Annotated in this window: 13 protein-coding genes and 1 tRNA gene; 8 read left to right on the top strand and 6 right to left on the bottom strand. The window is 65.7% G+C overall.

Features of this window, described 5'->3' with window-relative positions; genetic code table 11:
- Positions 1-75: 75 nt before the first annotated feature.
- Genes C8J39_RS14920 through C8J39_RS14900 form a run of 5 tightly spaced genes read right to left on the bottom strand, consistent with a single transcriptional unit; the run spans position 76 to position 4,610 of the window.
- Positions 76-1,329, bottom strand: coding sequence for an adenosylmethionine--8-amino-7-oxononanoate transaminase (locus C8J39_RS14920; RefSeq protein WP_120301159.1), 1,254 nt, complete (start codon positions 1,327-1,329; stop codon positions 76-78).
- Positions 1,326-1,943, bottom strand: coding sequence for a dethiobiotin synthase (gene bioD, locus C8J39_RS14915; RefSeq protein WP_183038010.1), 618 nt, complete (start codon positions 1,941-1,943; stop codon positions 1,326-1,328). The genes C8J39_RS14920 and bioD overlap by 4 nt, the downstream gene beginning before the upstream one ends.
- Entirely contained in the window at positions 1,940-3,061 is a 1,122-nt protein-coding gene (locus tag C8J39_RS14910) for an 8-amino-7-oxononanoate synthase (protein WP_120301157.1), read from the bottom strand. Before C8J39_RS14910 ends, bioD begins: the two co-directional genes overlap by 4 nt.
- A 56-nt stretch (positions 3,062-3,117) precedes the next feature.
- A complete protein-coding gene (locus C8J39_RS14905) occupies positions 3,118-3,750 on the bottom strand; it encodes a 2-dehydro-3-deoxy-6-phosphogalactonate aldolase (RefSeq protein ID WP_120301156.1) in 633 nt (210 codons plus the stop codon).
- The gene (locus C8J39_RS14900; RefSeq protein ID WP_120301155.1) at positions 3,747-4,610 is read right to left on the bottom strand and encodes a 2-dehydro-3-deoxygalactonokinase; all 864 of its coding nucleotides are present in this window, start codon (positions 4,608-4,610) and stop codon (positions 3,747-3,749) included. Before C8J39_RS14900 ends, C8J39_RS14905 begins: the two co-directional genes overlap by 4 nt.
- A 159-nt stretch (positions 4,611-4,769) precedes the next feature.
- On the opposite strand from C8J39_RS14900, the gene C8J39_RS14895 reads away from it, so the two are divergent.
- From C8J39_RS14895 to C8J39_RS14885, 3 genes are all read left to right on the top strand, one after another.
- On the top strand, positions 4,770-5,495 hold the full coding sequence (locus C8J39_RS14895; RefSeq protein WP_107954384.1) for a FadR/GntR family transcriptional regulator: 726 nt from the start codon (positions 4,770-4,772) through the stop codon (positions 5,493-5,495).
- Positions 5,496-5,526: 31 nt separating this feature from the next.
- Complete coding sequence (locus C8J39_RS14890; RefSeq protein ID WP_120301154.1) at positions 5,527-6,468, top strand: Gfo/Idh/MocA family protein; 942 nt, start codon at positions 5,527-5,529, stop codon at positions 6,466-6,468.
- A gap of 82 nt (positions 6,469-6,550) precedes the next feature.
- The gene (locus tag C8J39_RS14885; RefSeq protein ID WP_310793839.1) at positions 6,551-9,736 is read left to right on the top strand and encodes a helicase-related protein; all 3,186 of its coding nucleotides are present in this window, start codon (positions 6,551-6,553) and stop codon (positions 9,734-9,736) included.
- Positions 9,737-9,746: 10 nt separating this feature from the next.
- Here the strand turns inward: C8J39_RS14885 and C8J39_RS14880 are convergent, their stop codons facing one another.
- Positions 9,747-10,592 carry an N-formylglutamate amidohydrolase gene (locus tag C8J39_RS14880; protein WP_120301153.1) on the bottom strand — a complete coding sequence of 282 codons (846 nt, stop codon included), beginning with the start codon at positions 10,590-10,592 and terminating at the stop codon, positions 9,747-9,749.
- A gap of 110 nt (positions 10,593-10,702) precedes the next feature.
- Between C8J39_RS14880 and cpdR the strand changes: the two genes are divergently transcribed.
- The 5 genes from cpdR (at position 10,703) to C8J39_RS14855 (ending at position 16,067) form a co-directional block, all read left to right on the top strand.
- Positions 10,703-11,080 carry a cell cycle two-component system response regulator CpdR gene (cpdR, locus tag C8J39_RS14875; RefSeq protein WP_056065257.1) on the top strand — a complete coding sequence of 126 codons (378 nt, stop codon included), beginning with the start codon at positions 10,703-10,705 and terminating at the stop codon, positions 11,078-11,080.
- Between the two features lie 44 nt (positions 11,081-11,124).
- Positions 11,125-11,199, top strand: a tRNA-Val gene (locus C8J39_RS14870).
- Between the two features lie 724 nt (positions 11,200-11,923).
- Positions 11,924-12,961 (top strand): site-specific integrase, encoded by a 1,038-nt coding sequence (locus C8J39_RS14865; RefSeq protein ID WP_120301152.1) that lies wholly within the window; start codon positions 11,924-11,926, stop codon positions 12,959-12,961.
- 133 nt (positions 12,962-13,094) lie between these two features.
- Entirely contained in the window at positions 13,095-14,009 is a 915-nt protein-coding gene (locus tag C8J39_RS14860; protein ID WP_120301151.1) for a hypothetical protein, read from the top strand.
- 96 nt (positions 14,010-14,105) lie between these two features.
- Positions 14,106-16,067: a hypothetical protein gene (locus C8J39_RS14855; protein ID WP_147420678.1), complete on the top strand. Its 1,962-nt coding sequence runs from the start codon at positions 14,106-14,108 to the stop codon at positions 16,065-16,067.
- Positions 16,068-16,112: the final 45 nt, after the last annotated feature.

Raw genomic sequence — 16,112 nt, 5'->3', positions numbered from 1 at the left:
GCGTACTCGGCCGCGATCTTATCTCAACGTCGCACGTACATCATTTGTTGCTGCAGTGCAGCAAGAACGTCAGGATCAATGCCGGATTGCATCGCATGCTTCGGCGATCGCCGCATAGATGTGGTCCAGATCGGCGTCTTCGATGCAATAGGGCGGCATGACGTAGACGGTGTTGCCAAGCGGGCGGAGCAGCAGGTCGCGCTCGGCGAAGAACGCGAGCAGGCGCGGGCCGATCTGTGACAGATAGCCATCCTCGCCGCGGAGTTCGACCGCGGTGATGGTGCCGATCTGGCGCGCGTTGGCGATGCGGGGATGCTGGGCGAGGGCCTCCAGCCGCGAGCCTTGGCACGTGGCGAGGTCGGCGATCCGCTCGCGCACCGGTTCGTCGCGCCAGATTGCAAGGTTCGCATTGGCGGCGGCACAGGCGATCGGGTTGGCGGTGTAGCTCGACGAGTGGAAGAACATGCGCGACCGGTCGGTGCCGTAATGTGCCTGGTAGATCGCTTCGGTCGCCATCGTCACCGCGAGCGGGATCGCGCCGCCCGTTAGCCCCTTCGACAGGCAGAGGATGTCGGGCACTACGCCCGCCTGTTCGCACGCGAGCAACGTGCCGGTGCGGCCCCATCCGGTCATCACCTCGTCGGCGATGAACAGTACGTGATGCGCTGCGCAGATCCGCCGCATCTCGGCGAGGATATGCGCGGGATAAATGTGCATCCCGCCCGCACCGAGTAGCAGCGGCTCGACGATGAACGCGGCGGGATGCGCCGCGCAGGCCGCCTCCAGCGCGTCGAGCGTCGCCTGTTCGTGCCCAGCGGCGGGGAAAGGGATCGTGCCGACGTCGAACAGCAGCGGCGCGTAGGCGCGGTTGTAGACGCCGCGCGCGCCGACCGACATCGCGCCGATCGTGTCGCCGTGATAGCCGTGCTCCAGCACGAGAATGCGGTGGCGATCCTCGCCGCGATCGAGCCAATAGCCGAGCGCCATCTTCAGCGCGCACTCGACGCTGGTCGAGCCTGAGTCCGAGAAGAACACGCGGGTCAATTCGGGCGGCATGATCGCGGTCAGCCCGCGCGCGAGGTCTTCGGCAGGCTGGTGCGTCCAGCCGGCGAAGATGATCTGGTCGAGCTTGCCCGCCTGTTCCGCGATCGCCGCGATGATCTTCGGGTTGGCGTGGCCATGCGTGGTGACCCACCAGGACGAGATCGCATCGACGATCCGCCGGCCATCGGCGGTGTAAAGCGCGGCACCCTCGGCATGCGTGACGAGCGGGATCGGTTCGCGCAGGCCGTGCTGCGTGAAAGGGTGCCAGACGGGGGAGTCGCTCATCGGAACGTCTCCAGGTTGAAGTTCGCGGCGAACGCCTCGGCCAGCGTCGCGGCGTTGAGTAGATCGAGGCGGGGCAGGCGGCCGAGGCGCCGGACTTTCCCGAGTGCGGCGATGGTCGCCTCGCTATCCTCGACCGGATCGCCGACGAAAGCGATGCCGAGGATCGGGACGCCGCGGCTGCGCAGCGCTTCGATCGAGAGCAGGCTGTGGTTGATCGTGCCGAGCCCGGTGCGCGCAACGAGCACGACCGCCTTGTTCCACCGCGCGAACAGGTCGGCAAAGATCAGGTCGCGTGTCACGGGGACCATCACGCCGCCCGCGCCCTCGACCACCAGTGGGCCATCGACTTCGGGTAGCGCAAGCCGGTCCGCATCGATCGTGACGCCGTCGATCTCGGCGGCAAGATGCGGCGAGCACGGCGTCGTCAGCCGGTATGCTTCGGGCAGGACGTGGTCCGCAGGAACGCCGAGCGTCACGACCGAAGCCGCATCGCTGCCGTCTGCGAGCCCGGCCTGCACCGGCTTCCAGTAGCGCGCGCCGAGTGCTGCGGTGAGCCCGGCAGCGAACACGGTCTTGCCGATATCGGTGTCCGTCCCGGTAACGACGATCGTCATCGCAATGCCTCTTCCATGACCGCTCCCAGAGCTTCGATGTCCTCGACCGTGGCGTTCAGCGTCAACGAAATCCGCAACCGTGATCCCCCCTCCGGCACGGTCGGCGGCCGTATCCCGCGCACGTCGAACCCGGCTGCCTGGATCGCGCCGGCGACCCGCATCGTCCGTGCGGCGTCACCGAGCACCAGCGGCAGGATCTGCGAACCAGTCGCCGCGACGCCGTAGGGTGCGAGCACGCGCTCTGCCTTGGCGATCAACGTCCAGAGCCTCTCCTGGCGCGCCGGTTCGTCCGCAACGATCCGCAGTGCCTCGCCAACCGCCAGTGCCATTAGCGGCGACGGTGCGGTCGAGAAGATGAACCCGCGCCCGCGATTTATGATGAAGTTGCGCATGACCGACGGTCCGCACAACAGCGCGCCCTCGCACCCCAGCGCCTTGCCGCAGGTGCGCAGGGTAATGACGTTCACGCGGCCGTCGAGCGCTTCGGCAAGCCCGCGGCCGTCGGTGCCGAACACACCCGTCGCATGCGCTTCGTCGATCAGCAGGACGGCGTCGTGGCGGTCTGCAATTTTGGCTAGCGCTGCGAGCGGAGCCTGGTCGCCGTCCATGCTGTAGAGACTCTCGACCGCGATCCACACGCGACCCGTGCCGCCCGACGCGCGCCACGCGACGATCGCGTCCTCGACCGCATCGGCATCGTTATGCGCGGCGGCGACGCAGTTCGCTCGCGTGAGACGCATGCCCTCGTGAGCGCTGGCGTGGATCAGCGCGTCGTGGACGATCAGGTCGCCGCGTTGTGGCAGCGTCGCGAACAGGATCGTGTTGGCGACATAGCCGCTCGCGAAGAACAGCGCCGCCTCGGTCCTGAAGAACCGCGCGGCGTCCGCCTCCAGCGCCTCATGCTCGGGCGCATTGCCGCGCAGCAACCGCGACCCGCCCGACCCGACCGGGACGCCGCGCTGCAACGCATCGGTCATTGCCGCACGAAGCCGGTCCGATCCGGCGAGTCCGAGATAGTCGTTCGAGGCGAAGTCGACGCCCTTACGCGGCCGGAGCGATCGGTACCGGTCGGCAGCCGTAAGTTTGGCGAGGTCTCGTTCCTGTTCGGCAAACATCATCGCGCGGCCCTAAACCCTGCACGCCGGGAAGACGATCCCTGCTTCCAGTCTTGGGTCTAACCCGCGTTCCACGTCTCGATGAACGTCTTCGCCCTCGCGCCCACGTCCGCCGCGGTCATGCCCGGTGCGAACAGCGCAGAGCCGAGCCCGAAGCCAGCTGCACCGGCCTTGCGCCAATCCGCCATCAGTTCCGGCGCGATCCCGCCGACCGGCAGCACGCGCGTGTCCTTGGGGAGGATCGCGCGCATTGCCTTGAGTACCGCTGGGCTTGCGGCTTCGGCGGGGAACAGCTTCAGCGCGGCGGCACCGGCGTCGAGCGCGGCGAACGCCTCGGTCGGAGTCGCGATGCCGGGGAGCGCGACATAGCCCTTGTCCGCCGCCGCGGCGATCACGCGGACGTTCGCGTTGGGGGCGATGATCAGCGTGCCGCCCGCCGCGCCGACGGCCTCGACATCCTCGACCCGCAAGACCGTGCCTGCACCGACGACCGCACGTCCCTCGAGCCTGCGCGCCAGTCGGGCGATGCTGTCGAGCGGGTCGGGCGAGTTCATCGGCACTTCGAGGATCGTGAAGCCGGCCTCGACCAGCGCTTCGCCGATCGCCTCGACCTCGTCGGGCTTTACCCCGCGGAGGATCGCGATCAGCGGGCATTTCGCGAAGGCGTCGTCAAAGGCTTGGCGGTTGGTCATGCTGCAAGATCCTGGATGCGGGTGATGCCGGCGACGAACGCGGCCTGACTGTCTATATGGTGCGACGCGCCGCCGAGCGCATCGATCGCGCTGGCGTACAGCGCGCCGAGGGCGGCGTCGGCTAGGATGTGGACGGTCGCGCCGGGCTCGATTCGCGCGGCGGTGTCCGCGCCAATCAGCAGCCCGCTCGCGAACGAGGCGGCGTGCGCATCGTCGGCAAGTCCGAGTACGCCGCGCGCGCGGATCGCGAACAGGCTGGCGGCGAGATCGCGCTTCGAGCCTTCAGCGACGCCTTCGAGGAACGCTTCACCCGGCTCGACCGGATGGCCGAGCTGCCGTGACAGGATGCCGTGTGCGCGTAAGAGCGCGAAGAGTTCGCCGGTCATTGCTGTCGTGAATTGCGTGATCCTGCCACCCTCGACGGTCGCCCATTTGCAATGCGTGCCGGGCTGGCAGAGCAGCGCGTCCGCCGGTACCAGCCCAGCGGAGACTGCGCCCAGCAGCTGGACCTCTTCGCCTCGCATCACGTCGGCGTGCAACCCGTCGCGGTACGATAAGCCGGGGACGATCGCGGTCCTGTCGTCGATCCGGTCGAGCGCGGCGGCAACGTCTGCAAGTCCTGCGGGGGCGGCGACATAGGGCACGCTACGCCAGCCGATGTTCGATCCGACCATCCCCGCGAGCAGCATCGGCAGGTCGCCCAGCCGTTCGCGGATACCCGCAACCTCGGCGCCGTACTCGTCGGTCGCTACGGTCGCGGCGCCGCGGTCGTCGCGTTCGGTCGCGACGACCGCACCGTCCTCGATCCGGAACGCACGTCGGTTGGTGGTGCCCCAGTCGACTGCAATGAAAGCCTGCATAACTCTACCTCGACATCCTCGCGAGCTTGACGATTACACCCGCCTTTGCCCGCATTGTCGCCAATTGTAGGATGAATGCGGCAAGCCTTCCACCGGATATCGTTGCGGCGCGTTGCAAGACGCGTGACACCAGGAGCGCGTTGCGCCAAAACCCGGCCGATGGCGACCGATACGACAGACACCGACGTTCTTCCGGCCACCGCGATCTTGGGCCGTAATCTGACGCATGGGATGCTCGACACGCTCGGGCGGGCGATCGTCACCGGACGCTACGAAAACCGTCCGTTCCCGACCGAAGCCGAGATCGCCAAGACGCATGGCGTGAGCCGATCGGTGACGCGCGAGGCGGTCAAGATGCTGACTGCGAAGGGCCTGGTCAGCGCGCGGCCGCGGCAGGGGACCGTCGTGCAACCGGCGAGCTCGTGGAACCTGTTCGATACCGACGTGCTGCGCTGGACGCTGGAGCGCAAGTTCTCGGTCGAGTTGCTGCGGCACTTCAATCAGTTGCGCGTCGCGATCGAGCCGGAGGCCGCGGCCTTGGCGGCGCGGTTCGGCGACGCCGCGGACGAGGCGGCGATCCGCAACGGGCTGGCGCAGATGGAAGCAGGCGAGGCGGGAACGACCGATCCGCTCGAGGCCGACATCGCGTTTCACATGGCGATCCTGCGGGCGTCGAAGAACCCGTTCTACGCGCAGTTCCAATCGGTGGTCTCGACCGCGCTGCGGACGTCGATCCGCTTCACCAACCGGATCAAGGGCCGTTCCGCCAATATCCCCGATCACGCCGCGGTTGCGGACGCGATCATCGCACGTGACCCCGCCGCGGCGCGGATCGCGATGACGCGGATCATCGGCGACGTGCTGACGCTGATCGGCGACGAGTAAGCACCGTTATACTGTAACTGAGAGGGTTTTAATGGCGACCGAGGCAAAGTCCGCAAAGCCGATCCGGCTGGCGATCATCGGCGTTGGCAAGATCGCGCGCGACCAGCATCTGCCGGCGATCGCGAACGATCCGCGCTTCGAACTGGTCGCGGCGGTCAGCCGTAATGCGGATGTCGAGGGCGTCGATAATTACCACGACATCGCCGAACTTCTTGCGGCGGGGCATGACCTCGACGCGGTGTCGATCTGCACGCCCCCGGTCGGACGATCCGCGATCGCGATGGCGGCGCTCGATGCCGGGCTGGACGTGATGATGGAGAAGCCGCCTGCCGCGACGCTGTCCGAGGTCGCGCGGATCGAGGCGCATGCGGTTGCCGCTGGCCGATCGCTGTTCGCAACCTGGCATTCGCGCGAAGCGGCCGGCGTCGCGCCGGCGCGCGCGTGGCTCGCCGATCGCACGGTCGAGCGCGTCACGATCGCATGGCGCGAGGATATCCGGCGCTGGCACCCCGGGCAGGACTGGATCCTGGAAGCGGGCGGGTTCGGCGTGTTCGATCCCGGCATCAACGCGCTGTCGATCGCGACCGAGATCCTCCCCGGCGACTGGGTGGTGCATCGTGCGGACCTGCAGGTGCCGGAAGGCCGGATGTCGCCGCTGGCTGCCAATATCGATCTCACCTGCGGCGACATCCCCGTCACGGCGGCGTTCGACTTCCTCCACGAAGGGCCGCAGCAATGGGACATCGTCGTTGAGACCGACGGCGGTACGCTCAAGCTGAGCATGGGCGGCGCGATCCTGGAGATCGACGGCGAGGTCACCGAGGCCACGGATGCCGAATATCCCGGGCTCTATGCCAAGTTCGCCGCACTCGTCGGCTCGCGCTCCCGCGACGTGGACGTAACACCGCTGCGGCTCGTGGCCGACGCGTTCCTGGTCGGACGGCGTACGATCGTTCCCGCTTTCGCATGGTGATCGAATACCCTGATCGAGGATAGTATCGCCGGAACGCACGCTGCCTGCATCACGTTCATCCTCGAACGAAGGATGCGTATCGGTGCTTCAGGTCAGTCAAGACGTCGAGAATGCGGATATCGCGCCAGCGATAGCGGCGAAGCCTAGCGCGGCGGTGGCACCGCTGGCGGCGGTTATCGTCGAGCGCTTGTCCGGCGGGAACCTCGTCTACGTCGCGGCGGACGATCAGCGTGCGACGGAGATCGCTATGATCGCGGCGGCGCTCGCGCCCGATGCGCTGGTCGTCCATGTGCCGTCGAGCGACGCGCTGCCCGGCGACGACGCGCCGGCATCGCCTGCCAATGTCGGACGTCGCGTGGCGGCGTTGCGGCGATTGCGCGCGGGATCCGAGAGTAAGGCGGCACCCATCCTGGTGGTGACGACTGCCGAGGCGACGGCGGTACGCTATCCGCCGCCGCCGATGTTCGACGTGGCGCCACCGCGGCTACAGGTCGGCGATCCGATCGACATCGAGGCGTTTGCCGCGATCGCCGAGGAGGTCGGCTACCTGACCGACGATCGGATCGACGAACCCGGCGAGATCGCGGTACGCGGTGGCGTGATCGACGTTTTCCCCGCCGATCGCGAGACCCCGGTCCGGATCGAATTCGCCGATGGCCGCATCACTGGCCTGCGTGATTATGATCCGGTGTCTCAGCTCGGCTTGGGCGACGTCGACGTCGTCGAGATCGGCCGCGCGACCGAACCCGCGGTCGAGAAGGGCGTGTCGATCCTCGCGCACCTGCCGGATGCGGCGATCGCGTTCGACCGGGATGCGGAAAAGCGGCGCGATCGGTTCCTTGCCATCGCCGCAGACGGATTGCCCCGACGTCGTGCCTCCGCCGATCTGGTCCTCGAAAAGGTCTGGGCAACCGAGATCGCGAAACGTGAAACGGCCGCGTTCGACGTCGGCGACGAAATGCCCCCGCGGTTCATCGAACGCCGCGATCCGGCGCGTGCGTTCGCCCGGTTTGCCAAGGACGCGCTCGCGGATGGGCGTCTGCTCGTCGTGGGATCGCCGCGCGACCTGCGGTTCCTCCAGCCCAAGCTCGAGCGTGCGGCGAAAATCGCCTTTACGTCGATCGATCGCTGGACGGACGTCGTTTCGGCCAAGCCCGGCACCGCGATGCTGCTGGTTGCTCCGATCGATCGCGGCTTCGTCGCGAGCGGGACCTCGGTCGTTGCCGGCGCGGACCTGCTCGGGGGGCGGGCGCGTGGCGACGAGATCGCGGGCGGCAGCGCTGGCATGTTGCCGGGATTGACGAGCGAGCTGCGATGCGGCGACGTGATCGTCCACGAGGAGTTCGGGATCGGCGTCGTCCGTGGGCTCGAGATGCTGCCGGGGACCGACGGCGACGCGATCGTCCTGGAATATGCCAAGGAAGGCCGCCGCCTGGTGCCGGTGCGCGAGGCCGACCGGATCTGGCGGTACGGTGCGGAGATCGACGCGGTCACGCTCGATTCGCTCGACGGCGCGTCGTGGCAGAAGCGGCGGGGCGCAATCGATGCCGCGATCGCCGAAAGCGCGCGAGATCTGGCCGCGATCGCTGCGGAACGCGACGCGCGGACGACCGATCCGATCGAGCCCGACCGTGCCCGGTACGAGAAATTCGCCGCCGGTTTCGCGTTCACCGAGACACCGGACCAGGCAAGGGCGATCGCGACGACGCTGGCGGACCTCGCGAGCGGCAAGCCGATGGACCGGCTGGTCATCGGCGACGTCGGCTACGGCAAGACCGAAGTCGCGTTGCGAGCCGCTGCTGCCGTTGCGCTGGCCGGGCGCCAGGTTGCGATCGCCGCGCCGACGACGGTGCTGGTCCGCCAGCATATCGAGACGTTCTCGAAGCGGTTCGAAGGCACCGGCGTGACCGTCGCGGGGCTGTCGCGGCTGTCCAATACCGCGGAGAAGGCGCGGGTTCGGGCGGGGCTTGCGGACGGATCGATCGGCGTCGTGATCGGCACGGGAGCGATTGCGGGCAAGGGCGTCGCGTACAAGGATCTCGCGCTCGTCGTAATCGACGAAGAACAAAGGTTCGGTGCGGCCGACAAGGCCAAGATGCATGCGCTGGGGGCGGGGCATGTCCTCACGCTGAGCGCGACGCCGATCCCGCGCACGCTGCAATCCGCGATGATCGGGTTGCAGGGCTTGTCGGTGATCGCCACCCCGCCGGCACGTCGCCAGCCGATCCGCACGTCGGTCGCGCAGTTCGACGACGCGACGGTGCGCGCGGCGCTGCGTCGCGAGCGGGCGCGAGGCGGGCAGAGCTTCGTCGTGGTGCCGCGGATCGACGACATGGCGCCGCTTGCCGCCAAGCTGGCCAAGCTCGTGCCTGAACTCAGGCTGGTGCAGGCGCACGGGAAAATGCCGGCGGGGGAGATCGACGAGGCGATGGTCGCGTTTGCGGCGGGCGACGGCGACGTACTGCTTGCGACCAACATCATCGAGGCCGGGCTCGACGTGCCGCGCGCGAACACGATGATCGTGCATCACGCGGATCGGTTCGGGCTGTCGCAGCTGCATCAGCTTCGCGGCCGCGTCGGTCGCAGCGGACGGCGGGGGCAGGTGATGCTGCTGACCGACGGCGAGGCGACGATCGCGGAGACGACGCTGAAGCGGTTGCGCACGCTCCAGGCGTTCGACCGCCTGGGCGCTGGGTTTGCGATCAGTGCGCGCGATCTCGACCTGCGGGGCGCGGGCGATCTGGTCGGCGAGGCGCAGGCTGGTCACATGAAGCTGATCGGGATCGACCTGTACCAGCATTTGTTCGGTCGCGCGTTGCGGCTGGCGTGGATCGACCGCGAGGGCGGGGCGCCGATCGACGACTGGATTCCCGAACTCCATCTCGAACTGGGCGGCAGCCTTCCCGAAGCGTGGATCCCCGAGATGGAGGTCCGGATGTCGCTCTATGGCCGGCTTGCGCGGCTTGAGGATGTCTCGGCGCTCGACCTGTTCGAGGCCGAGCTGGATGATCGATTCGGCAAGGCGCCCGAGGCGGCACTACGACTGTTGCAGGTGGCCCGTATCCGGATGATGGCGCGTGAGGCGGGCGTCCGACAGATCGACGCCGGTCCCGCGGCGATCGCATTCACGCCGCACGACCGGACTGCGGCGAAACCGCTCGACGATCTGGTCGAGAAGAACGGGCGCTGGATCGCCGCCGAGGGCATTGCCGACCCGATCGCGCGGGCAGGGCGGATCGAGGAACTGCTGGACGCGCTGATCGGCTAGGTGCGTCCGCTTACTCGGCGGCCGCGGCGAGCGGGACGGGCAAGGCCTCGTCGGTGAGCGCCGCTAGGATCGCGCGGACGAGGTCGACCACGCGCGCGAAGCCGGCGCCGGGCGCGTGGAGCTTGCGATCGAGATACAGCGTGCGATCCAGTTCGAACTGGATCGCGTGAACGTTTGCAGCCGGGCACGCATGACGTTCCAAGATGTGCCCGCCCGCATAGGGCGCGTTGATCGCGGTCGAGAACCCGCGCGCGACGCACTCGGCCTCGATTCGCGCGACGAAGCGTGGCTCGGCGGAATGGCGGAACCGGTCGCCTATCACGATTCGCGATCCACCCGGCCCGAGCGGCGGCATCGAATGCACGTCGAGCAACACCGCCACGCCGAATCGGTCGTGCGCCGCCTTCAACGCCGACGCGAGCGCCGCATGATAAGGGCGGTGATCGTTGACGATCCGCGCGGTGACGTCGGCATCGGTGAACCGCCGCGCCCAGAGGTCGCCCGCCCCCGATGCGCGGCGGGGAACGAGACCGAGCCCGCTGCGCAGCTTGGCGGATTGCTGGGCGAGCGGCATCGACGGCGCGCCCTCGTCGAGCAGCGGATCGCGCTCGTCTTCGCGCCGGTTGAGATCGATCCAGGCGCGCGCGCGGGTCTGGACGATCGTCGTCTGATCGGTCCGTGCGGCACGCGCCACCGCATCGACGAGCCGGTCCTCGAGCGGCAGCAGCCCGGCAAGCGGCACGCGCAACGCCGTCTTGAGCGCGAGCGGATAGTCGCGGCCTGCGTGCGGGACGGACACTACCACCGGGCTCACGGGCGGCATTGCGCCCAGGCGCTCGAAGGAAGAAGACTGCATCGCGCCACGCTAGGGCCAGCACCGGGCATGGGCAATCGACCTGGATATGTTAACCATTTTCAGGGTAGGGCGGCCGCGGAATGTGCGTGTAAAAACGGGACTTTAGATCGATGTTACGAATTCTGCTGGCCGAGGACGATCAGGTCATGCGCGAGTATCTGACTCGAGCGCTCGAACGCTCGGGCTATGCCGTGACCGCGGTCGACCGCGGGACGGCGGCGATTCCATTGCTCGAAACCGAGACGTTCGACCTGCTGCTGACCGATATCGTCATGCCCGAGATGGACGGCATCGAACTGGCGCAGAAGGCCGGCGAGATGTGCGCGGACCTGCGCGTGATGTTCATCACCGGCTTTGCGGCGGTCACGTTGAAGGCCGGGCGGGCGATGCCGCAGGCCCGCGTCCTGTCCAAGCCGTTCCACCTGCGCGACCTGGTCGCCGAGGTCGACCGGCTGTTCGAGATGGATAATGTAACGGGCATGCATTGAGGGCTTGCACGCCGCGAAGAGCGCGGCTAGTGGAGCCCTCCGGCGGGCGTGTAGCTCAGTGGTAGAGCACTGTGTTGACATCGCAGGGGTCGCAAGTTCAATCCTTGCCACGCCCACCATAGAAAGCCCTGGTAGCTCAACGAGTTACCAGGGCTTTTTTGCGTCTGAGCAGTGTCTGATATCGGGCTTCGTGCCCAGTATATGCCCAGCAAAATCGGGCATTCCGGCTGCCGGTTGGGCAGATTCTGGGCACGTGGCGGGCAACGAATTCGGGGCGAAAACCGGTCGCTTGGCGAAATCGATCGACGAACATACAATAGAGGCAGGCGCCCCGCTCGTTCGCGTGCGAGGAGGCCGGCTCGACGATCATGAGGAAACTTCGCGCGTGCGGGTCTCCGGCCATCGTCGGGTGCTAGGCCGGGGACCCGTGCGCGCCGACCAACGGGTTTCCCCTATGTCGAGTAAAGATCCTGCACCGGGGGCCGCCAGCCCAGCCGATGCAGTCGTGCCGCAAGAGCCCTCGCAGGCTAAGGCACTCATGGCTGGTTGCGCGCCGATGGCGTCCTTAACGAACCGCGCGGGAACGCCGCCGGGATCGTCCGTGCCCCTCGCCACGCCGGATGGGGCCGATGGAGCACGTTCGCCACCCAGAAGGGCCAGCGTCGGCACAGCCGACACGCTGCTGACGCCGCATGACATTCTCGACCTGTTGGGCATGACCAGTGCCGAACCGGCGAAGTGGATGCGTCGCACCTTCACGAAACACGGTGTGCCCTTCATGCACGTATGCGGTCAGGTCCGCGCGACGCAGGCACAATACCGACTGCTCTTGGACAAGATCACATGCTCTCCATCCGTCCCCGTGGGAAGAACGGTATTCTCTACATCCGTGGCCAAGTCTCGCTCGGCGACAAGCGGATCGACGTCAAGGAATTCAGTTCAGGAACGTGTGACGCAGATGCTGCGTCGCACCTGATGGCCGAATACGAGACAAAGCTGCGCCATCAGCTGTTGTTCGGCCCCGCCGCGGCAGTGGCACAGGGCATCATGGCGGACGCCTTCGACAGCTATCTGTCGAAGGCCAAGTCGCCCTGCGCCTCGGACGTGCTGCGCGTTGGCAAGCTGAATGGCTTGATAGGCGACCTCACTCTGCGCGAACCCAAGCAGGCATGGGAGCACTTCCGCCGCGCCTATCTAACCGGTCACGATCCGGCCGGGCAGGACCGCTACCGCGCGGTCTTCCAAGCGGCGGTCAATGTTCATCACGAAATGCATGACCTGTCGCCTATCAAGATCAAGGCTATCCCGTTCGACAACGAACGAGTTCGCTTCCTGACCAAGGAGGAGCGCGACCGGCTGATCGGCTCCTATACGCCGCATGTCCGACCAATTATTACCATGCTCGCCTTCCATGGTCCTCGGGTTCAGACCGCGCTCCAGATTCAGTGGGGCGCCAATGGGGTTGATATGGCACGCGAGGCGATCCGCCTGAACCACATCAAGACCGCTGTGATCCAGTCGGTGCCGATGCACCGCCGGGTCAGAGACGTGCTCGGGCCGATATGGGAAGACCGCGGCAGGCCCACCAAGGGTCACGTCTTTCTCAACAAGCACGGCCAGCCGTACCAGGACACGCGCCTTGCGCCGATTCCGGGCGGCAACCCGCTCAAGCGCGCTCACGCTACAGCGCTAGGGCGCGCCGAGATCGAGGACTTCACGGTTCACGATTGGAGGCATCACTGGGCGTCGCACTGCGTAATGGCGGGTATCGACCTCATCACCATTATGCACATGGGCGGCTGGAAGTCGCTGCGGATGGTTCAGCGCTACGCCAGCGTTGGCGTCGAGCATATGCGTGAAGCGATCAATAAGTTGTCGTGACGGATACCGCAGCCGTCAAGTGACATCCCTCAATCGCGCCGGTTCAATCAATGAAAACGGCCGTCACCGCGTGTCAGTTGCGCACCCGCACTTTGCGGTACCGACAGGCGCTCTTCAATTGCAGGAGTCGAAAATGACTTTGTATGATCCTAATTTCTGCGCAGACCCCGAAGATTTCGTCGCATCATGTCACGCGGCCATCAAGCATGGTCGCCAGCTCGTTCTCGATGACCTCTCTAAGCATCCTGAGCATAGCGCCGAAACCTATGCCCTCGCTGCGGCAAGCTACGTCAACGCGACGCTCATGACCCACGCTCGCAAACTTCTGTTGGCCAAGATGGCCGACAATCCCACCATGTCCGGATCGTCGGTCCTGACGCCTGCTTATTTCGCCGAGCACAAGGGTCACTTAGACGAACTAAGAGATGGCCTCGGTTGGGGGCGGTCTACGTGGGCCTGCTGGATGCAGGATATCGCGGTCGGGATCGCTCAGGTCGCCGACGAGCTTTTTCAGGCGAACGGGGACGGTCGTGGAAACCCCGGTTCGTCTGTTCGCGAATTCGTGTTTCAGTTCGTTCACGAAATGCCGGAGCATGACGACTACGGTTGTACCATGCTGACGGCGCGCCCGTCGCCCGTAGAATCGGATGGGCATGACCTTGAAGTGACGGCACCCTTCCTTCGCCACGTTGAATCATCAGAACCATTCGCACCGCCGGCCTTGGCCGCAAAAATTACCGTCACGATGGCCGGTCTTATCGACAAATGGCTCGACGCCAAGGGTGTCCTGAGCCGAGCGGAGCGATCGCGGCAAGGTAGCTCAGCTAGGCTGTTCGTCGAGGCGATGGGCGTAAGCGAGGCCACGGCTGACCGCCTTACCGATATCGGTGACAAGGCCGCTCAAAGGTTCGTCTTTTATGCAGACGCCACCCCGCTCTCCCCGCGCGGGGAACGCGCGCGCATCGCGCACATCAAGAGCTTCATCGCCTACGCGCAGAGCGAGCACATCGCAGTGCCGGATCAGGACTGGACCCATGTGCACAATTGAACCGGTCCAGCACATCGTCCTTAAGCTCAGAAGCAAACAGAAGAAGGCAGAGAGAATTGTTCAATACCTGATTTCGTCTGCCGGGCAGACGAAATCGTGCATCTCATCTTCGATGAATGGCGCTGTGCTCGACACTGGATTGCTGCGGATTGTATCCCCATGCCAGTAGCGCGCGCACAGTTTGCCGGCACGCATCTCGAGAACGCACCGCAGTGGCTGCTCGAAATCGAGGCGTTGCTGATGGGCGGTTGGGAGATAAAACGTGGACCCCGGGCCCAGATGGATGACAATATTGCACGGCATCGGGGTTCGGCGTCTAGTTCATCTGCTCTAACTGGCCGCCTGTCGCCTACGTCTCAGTATCGTATGGATCGGTCCATTCGCATCGCCGAGCCTCGGGCGGCGGCGCGACCCACCTCAGCCGTCCGGCACCACCACTTCGAGCAGAAGGTCATTCTCGCATCGGCGAAAGGCACAATTTCAGTCGCGGAGAAGCGTGCGGCCTATGGCGAGGGATTCAACGCCTCCGACTCCCTCATCCCCGGCGATGTGCGTGCCACCAATGAGGCGGCTTACACCGAGGGCGGCAAGAGCACCGAAGCCGAGCGCGTGGTCTATATCGCCGCTACAAATGGCAGCACCTACGACGACCGTATGCGATTTTGGGATCTCGCGAACGAGCACGCCCACTTCGTTGGATCTCATAAAATCAGTGTCACCACGCGCGGCGTCGACGCGGCATGGGATCAAGCCACCCGCGACGCCACGATGCCGGATGCACTGCGCGAGACCATAGCGAAGGCTAAGGCAAGCGATGGCGGTGAGGCTTCGATCATGGTGAACGATGCAGGCGTCGTAAAGCGCTGGCTGGCGAAGCGGATGCGGTCGTTTCCGGCAGAGTTGCGGCCGCACATTGCGCTAGAAACGCCGCACAACAGCCGCATCGCGTATTCGATAGTGGGACAGTTCCCACACGATATGTCCCCAAAGGGCATGCGCGACTGCCTCGACAAGATGGTCGACGAATTTACCGTTCGTCAGTTACCTTGCCAGGCCGTCATCCATGAACCCACGGCGAAAAATTCGAAAAAGAACTGGCACTTCCAATTGATCTATTATGCCGGTGAAGCCGAGCAGCTGGCTGATGGCAGGTGGAGCTTTGAGCGCGAGCGGCAGCGTGACAAATGGGGTACAATGAAATCGATCCCGCTCAAGCGCATGGGGCGCAATGCGGAAGTTGGCGCTGAGGACTGGGTGCCGAAGCTGAAAAATAGATGGTCCGAGATCGTGAACACACAAGCCATCGCCGAGGGGATCACAACCCGCTTCACCAATGAGCGGAACGAGCAACGCGGCCTGCCGAAGCCACAAACGCGTTACACCCCTGGCCGTCAGGCTCTGCACGCGAAAGGACACTTCACCGACGCTGAGGTCGACCAGAATATCGCATCGTGGCAGCTATGGCGAAAGCGAAAGAAGGCGCAGCTCCTTAAGAGCACGCAAAGTTTGAGGCACGATCTAGAACGGCTACGGGCGCAAGCCCAACGGACGCCGATGCCGCCACCGTCGCTCCGAAAGGCCGAAGCGCGGCTGGACCGTGCTGCGTTGGTTGCCAACGACCTAGACGTGTTGATAGACACTGCGGTGCACGCGGCAATGTTGCGACAGATGATCCTGAGCGGTCCAAGTGCGATCATCAGCCACTATTCGGCTACGGATGAAGCCCTTAGTCGCAAACGCGCGACTCCGGCACGCACGGTGAGGCGCGATGTTGCGCGCACGGTGTGCGAAGCTGCGCACACACACCTTGCCGGGCTAGATCCGATCCTGCAGCAGCTTGCTACAACGCAGGAGGCTGCGGTGGCCAAGCTGAAGGAGGCGCGGGCCGCGTTGCGCAAATTCCTGCCGACGGTAGAAGCTGAGCTCGTTGCGATGCGTGTGGACGCTTCGGCGGCTCCGACTTTACAGCTAGGCGATGGAGCACCGCCGGCCATGTCCCCACGAACGCGACAAGCTCTCGCGGCACATCTCGCGTCTGGTCGTGAAGGGCAGGCGTGATGTGCGCTTGCCCTTCACGACTAGACGAAGCCGCGAATCACATCC

Source organism: Sphingomonas sp. PP-CC-1A-547, assembly GCF_003610375.1.
Classification (GTDB): domain Bacteria; phylum Pseudomonadota; class Alphaproteobacteria; order Sphingomonadales; family Sphingomonadaceae; genus Sphingomonas.
This window is presented reverse-complemented; position numbering and strand designations above follow the sequence as displayed.